Annotated in this window: 5 protein-coding genes; 3 read left to right on the plus strand and 2 right to left on the minus strand. The window is 71.7% G+C overall.

Going from position 1 to position 5,809, the window contains the following annotated elements:
- Positions 1-195: 195 nt before the first annotated feature.
- A complete protein-coding gene (locus P1P75_RS38950; protein ID WP_319264299.1) occupies positions 196-780 on the minus strand; it encodes a hypothetical protein in 585 nt (194 codons plus the stop codon).
- A 580-nt stretch (positions 781-1,360) separates the two neighbouring features.
- Here P1P75_RS38950 and P1P75_RS38955 point away from each other — a divergent pair.
- Entirely contained in the window at positions 1,361-2,878 is a 1,518-nt protein-coding gene (locus tag P1P75_RS38955) for a glutamate-cysteine ligase family protein (RefSeq protein ID WP_319264301.1), read from the plus strand.
- 144 nt (positions 2,879-3,022) lie between these two features.
- Positions 3,023-3,802, plus strand: a complete 780-nt coding sequence (locus tag P1P75_RS38960) for a type II CAAX endopeptidase family protein (protein WP_319264302.1) — start codon at positions 3,023-3,025, stop codon at positions 3,800-3,802.
- Between the two features lie 33 nt (positions 3,803-3,835).
- Here P1P75_RS38960 and P1P75_RS38965 read toward each other — a convergent pair whose 3' ends face one another.
- On the minus strand, positions 3,836-4,645 hold the full coding sequence (locus tag P1P75_RS38965; RefSeq protein ID WP_319264304.1) for a PhzF family phenazine biosynthesis protein: 810 nt from the start codon (positions 4,643-4,645) through the stop codon (positions 3,836-3,838).
- A gap of 99 nt (positions 4,646-4,744) precedes the next feature.
- Between P1P75_RS38965 and P1P75_RS38970 the strand changes: the two genes are divergently transcribed.
- A complete protein-coding gene (locus P1P75_RS38970; RefSeq protein WP_319264306.1) occupies positions 4,745-5,779 on the plus strand; it encodes an NAD-dependent epimerase/dehydratase family protein in 1,035 nt (344 codons plus the stop codon).
- Positions 5,780-5,809: the final 30 nt, after the last annotated feature.

Consider the following 5,809-nt stretch of genomic DNA (forward strand, 5'->3'; position numbering starts at 1 on the left):
AAGCAACGACCACTCGCGATTCGTCAGATCCCCCCGACCCATGACCGAACCAACGAGCGACCAGTCAGAAGGTCACATGATCCGCCGGACAGTGCCTAGTCGGCATGGGCCGTTGCGGCCGGACCGCCCGGCACCGCATCGCACCGCACGGTACCCCGCCACCGGGGTCGCGGTGGCGGGGTACGGGCGTACGTTTCAGGCGGGCGAGCCGAGGAGGGGTGGCCGGGTCACCCGCAGGGTCAGGACGGGCAGCAGTTCGGCGACCCGGTGCGGACGGTGCGCGGCGATGCCGGGCGGTGCCGGAGCCAGCGGTACCAGCAGGTCGGTCGGCGCCGGATGGCCGGTGGTGCCGTCCGAGGCGTAGTCGCCGTGCAGCCACAGGGTGAGCATGTACAGGCTCGGAAGGGACAGCAGACGCGCCTGGTACGGCTGTGCCGTCGACTCGGACTGCTGCAGTGCCAGTTCGGTGGAGGCGAGGTACGGGCCCTCGAAGAAGTGCGAGAAGGCCCAGCCGTCCGGGGTCAGCCGGGTCTCGGCCGCGGCCAGCGCCCGGTCGCCGCAGCGGATCAGGAAGCGCCAGCCGGCCAGCCTGGTCGCGGACATCCCCTCGGGGGTGATCCGGTCCAGGACGTGCACGGGCAGCGGGAGTTCCGGGGTGACGGGTCCCTGCGCGGTGCGCAGGGAGGAAGTCCTCGCCTCGCGGACCGCGGTGGGGGAACCGAGTGCCGTGAGGACGGAGCGCAGGGCGGGCGCGGGAGCCGGGGGGACATGCAGCGGCATGGTGGGTCGCCTCTCATTCGACAGGCACGGTGGCACGAGGGCGTGGGTGGGGCGGACGGCGCTGTCAGCTCTCAGGGTGAGGTCGCAGAGGCAGGGGCCGGGGTCTGGGAAACAGGGGTGCGCCTGCGGCCTGCCGTCCGTCTCCTGGACGACGACTGGCTCCTTCGACCGCGGAGTGCCCACCTTCTCCGCCTTGTTCGCGGAGTTTATACGACACGTGTTCAGACTGTGTTTCGTCTAGCCGCTTCCCGGACACTCGGCAAGGTTCCATTCGGGCGGCGATACGCGTGAATCATCCCGATTCAGAGCGGCCCGCGGCTCGATGACCTCAGGATATGCGCGTGCGGCGGTCGGCCTATTCTCGTCGGCGTTTTTCACGAGATCCCGAGTTCGTGAATCTTCCCTTTGCTTCATGCCCGGCGAATGTGCCTCCGGTCACTTACGGACGCCTCGGTCAGAGTAGCGGGTGCCGTGCCGGGTAGGTGACGTTATCGATCGACGGGGCTGGGCATCATCCCCCCTGACCCCGGGAACACCGGCGGCCGGATCCTCGGACCGCCCACGCGAGGAGGGACGCCCGATGGGGGAGAAGGTCGTGGCAGGCGCGTTCGACCTGTCCGATCGTCAGCGCTACCGCGACAAGCTGCGACAGTGCCTGACGGTGCTGGAGCGGCTGCTGGCCCAGCAGCGTTTCGACCGCCCCAGGAATCTCATGGGGCTGGAGATCGAGCTGAATCTCGCGGGCGCCGACGGTCTGCCGAAAATGCTGAACGGGGAAGTGCTGGAGCGGATCGCCAGCCGAGATTTCCAAACAGAACTGGCCATGTTCAACCTGGAAGTCAACATAGCTCCACACCGGCTGGGCGGGCGAGTATTCGACCGGCTCGCGGAGGAACTCCGTACGTCGCTGGCATATGCCCACCGAAAGGCGGGAGAGGTCGACGCGGGAATCGTGATGATCGGTATTCTGCCGACTCTGGACCGTGACGACCTGGTCTCCTCCAACCTTTCCGACGTCGACCGCTACACCCTCCTCAACGATCAGATCGTGGCGGCACGCGGTGAGGAGTTCACCCTCGACATCGAGGGCGTCGAGCACCTTTCCTGCACGTCGAAGTCGATCGTCCCCGAGGCCGCGTGCACCTCCGTGCAGCTGCACCTCCAGGTGACGCCGGGTCGCTTCGCCGACGTCTGGAACGCCGCGCAGGCCGTCACCGCCGCCCAGATCGCCATCGGCGCCAACTCGCCGTTCCTCTTCGGCCGCGAACTGTGGCGTGAGTCCAGGCCTCCGCTGTTCCAGCAGGCCACCGACACGCGGCCGCCGGAACTTCAGGCGCAGGGCGTACGTCCGCGGACCTGGTTCGGCGAGCGATGGATCAGCTCCGCGTACGAGCTGTTCGAGGAGAACCTGCGTTACTTCCCCGCACTGCTGCCCATCTGCGACGACGAGGACCCGCAGGAGGCGCTGGCGGCGGGCGGCACCCCCAAGCTCGCCGAGCTGGTCCTGCACAACGGGACCGTCTACCGCTGGAACCGTCCCGTCTACGGCATCGCCGACGGCGTCCCGCACCTGCGCGTCGAGAACCGCGTCCTGCCCGCCGGCCCCACGGTCACCGACGTCGTCGCCAACGCGGCCTTCTACTACGGCGTGGTCCGCGCCCTGGCCGAGGAGTCACGGCCCGTATGGACGCGGCTGCCCTTCGAGACCGCCGCCGCCAACTTCGACGCCGCCTGCCGCTACGGCATCGACGCCCGCCTGCGGTGGCCCCGGCGCGGCCGGCTGGGCGGCGTGGCGGAGGTCGACGCGGTGAGCCTCGTACGCGACGAGTTGCTGCCGCTGGCCGAGGCCGGGCTGGATGCGTGGGGGGTGGAGCCGGCCGACCGCGATCTGTATCTGGGAGTCATCAAGGAGCGGTGCCGGCGCCGGACCAACGGAGCGAGCTGGCAGGTGGCGACCTTCCACCGCGCGCTGGAGGCCGGACTGCCGCGGGACGCGGCGCTGGCGGCGACGACCCGGCGGTACGCGGAACTGAGCCATCGGGGGGAGCCGGCGCACACCTGGCCGGTGGGGTTGCCGGAGCCTGTCCCCACGGGGTGAGAGCCACCGCGATCCCCTTCGTCCGGATCCTGCGGGCGGGGACCTCCGGGCGGAGAGGGGGTCGGCGCCGGTCGCATCGCACTGATCGGGCAAGCTGTGACGTCCGACGGTGGTGCTGCAGGTGTGAAGGTGGAGGCCCGCTAGGTGGCTGATTCTTTTCCGCAGGAGAAGTTCTCCCGACGGATCCTCCGGGACGAGACGCTGCTCGTCCTGGGTGTCTCGCTGGGTGCGAGCGGGGTGTCCGCCCTGATCAGTTTTCTCGGATCGGTCACGAAGCCGGGCGGCCTCAAGGACCAGGCGGCGACCCTCAACGCCTCGGCCGCGCCCGGCCGCCCCTGGCTGGATCTCGCCTGGCAGCTGTTCGGGATCGCCAGCTCGCTCGTGCCCGTCGCGCTGGTCGCGCACTTCCTGCTGCGCGAGGGGCGGGGCCTGCGCACCCTCGGCTTCGACCGCACCCGCCCCTGGTTCGACCTCGGCCGCGGTGCCGCGATCGCCGCGGTCATCGGCAGCTCCGGCATCGCCTTCTACCTCGCCGCCCGCGGCCTCGGCTTCAACCTCACGGTGGTCCCCGAGGCGCTGCCCGACGTGTGGTGGAAGTACCCGGTGCTGATCCTGTCCGCGCTCCAGAACGCGATCCTCGAAGAGGTCATCGTCGTCGGCTATCTGCTGCGCCGCCTCGGCCAGCTGGGCTGGACACCGGTCGGCGCGCTGATGGCCAGCTCCGTCCTGCGCGGCTCGTACCACCTCTACCAGGGCATCGGCGGCTTCATCGGCAACATGGTGATGGGCCTGGTGTTCGTCCACCTCTACCGGCGCTGGGGCCGGGTGGGGCCCCTGGTCGTCGCGCACTCCCTGCTCGACATCGGGGCCTTCGTCGGGTACGCGCTGCTGGCGGGCAAGGTCGACTGGCTGCCCACGGCGTGAGCACCGGCCGTACGTCCCCCTGCCCGGGGCCGGCTACGCGAGCAGGTCGCCCTCGATGACGGTGACCGCGCGGCCCTTCAACAGGGTGCGCCCGCCGCGTAGTTCGGTGCCGACGTGACCGGAGCGCGGTGAGGCCTGGAGGCCGGTCAGTTCGGTGCGGCCGAGGCGCTCCGACCAGAAGGGGGCCAGTGCCGTGTGGGCGCTGCCGGTGACCGGGTCCTCGTCGATGCCGACGTTCGGGAAGAAACAGCGGGAGACGAAGTCGTGGCCCAGACCGGGCTGCTCGGCGCGGGCGGTCGCGATGATGCCGCGCGCGGAGTGGGCGCACAGGGCCTGGTGGTCGGGGCGCAAACTCCGGACGGTCCTCTCGTCGGCGAGTTCGACCAGCAGGTCCCCGACGTTCGGGCCGGTGTCGAAGGCCGTGAGCGGTTCGGCGCCCAGAGCCTCGGCGACCCCCGCCGGGACGTCCACGCGCGTGAGCGGGGCGGTCGGGAAGTCCAGGGTGATCGAACCGTCCTCGGCGGGCGTCGCGACCAGCACCCCGCTGAGGGTCGCGAACCGCACGGACCCCGCGTGGGCGCCCGTGCTGTGCAGGACGTGCGCCGTGGCGAGCGTGGCGTGACCGCACATCGCCACCTCGGTGACGGGAGTGAACCAGCGCAGCGCCCAGTCGGCCTCGCCGCCGGCCGGCAGCGGGTGCGCGAACGCCGTCTCGGCGTGGTTGACCTCCAGGGCCACGTTCTGGAGCCGGTCGTCGCCCGGGAAGGCGTCGAGCAGCAGGACCCCGGCCGGGTTACCGGCGAAGGGACGGTCGGTGAAGGCATCGACGATTCGAATCCGCATGCGGCGACGGTAGGCGGTGGGAGCGGCGGCGGGCCAAGGCCAATCGGCGAGTCGTGGACCGGCCGGGAACCCGTCGCGCACGCCCGGACGTTGACCGCGGTGACGGCGGCCGGCCCGGCGGGCGCCGCGAGGAGAGGAAGACCTTCCCTGAACGGCTGCACGGCAAGGAGCGACGAGGGCACGGACGAGGGAACGCTCGTGCTGACCGGCGCGACCGGCTTCATCGGGTCCCGCGCGCTCGGCGCGCTGACGGACGGCGGGCGGGCAACACGCGTGCGCGCGCTGGTCCGCACGGTTGTCGAGGGCGGGGAGCGGGTCGGGTCCGTCGAGTGGGTGCGCGGCGACCTGACCGACCCGGACGCGGTGCGCGGTCTCTGCGAGGGCGCACGCGTGGTCGTCCATCTCGCCTCGTACATCGGCGGGGACGAGCGGCTGTGCGAGGCGGTCAACGTCGACGCCACCCGTGCGCTCATGGCCGAGGCCCGGCGGGCCGGCGTCCGCCGGGTGGTGCACCTTTCGACGGCCGCGGTGTACGGCGCAGGCCCGCACCGGGGCATCACCGTGGACGAGATACCCGCGGAGCCGGTCTCCGCCGTGAGCCGGACCCGGCTGGCCGGGGAGGCCTACGCGCGGGAGGCCGGCGCGGTCGTCCTGCGGCCGGGGCTGGTCCTCGGGGCCGGTGACCGCTGGACCGTGCCCGCCCTGCGGGAACTGGTCGAGCGGGTGCCGGCCGAGTGGGACGGCGGACGTGCCCTGCTGTCGCTGGTCGACGTCGGCGACCTCGGCCGCCTGATCGCCGCCGTCGCCACCGGTTCCCGGCGGGTGCCACCCGGCGTCCACCACGTGAGCCATCCCGACCCCGTGCGTGTCGGCGACCTCCTCGCGGTGCTGGCGCGGCACGGTGTGCTGCCACCCCGTCCGGAAGCCGACTGGCCGTGGCCCGTCTGCCTGGAGCGGCTGCGTTCCACCCCCGGCTTCGTGTCGGAACGCCAGTTCGACCTGATCGGCCGCGACCACTGGTACCGCGCCGAGGAGATCTGGGCACTGGCGGCGGAGCCGGCGGGCCCAGGCCCACTGAGCCGCCTCGCGGACGCGGCGGAGTGGTACCGGGAGCGGGTGGGGCGCAGCACGTGAGCCCCGGCCGGGGGTGAGCCGGGGGAGCTT

This window comes from Streptomyces sp. ID05-39B (assembly GCF_033794725.1).
Taxonomy (GTDB): Bacteria; Actinomycetota; Actinomycetes; order Streptomycetales; family Streptomycetaceae; genus Streptomyces; species Streptomyces bobili.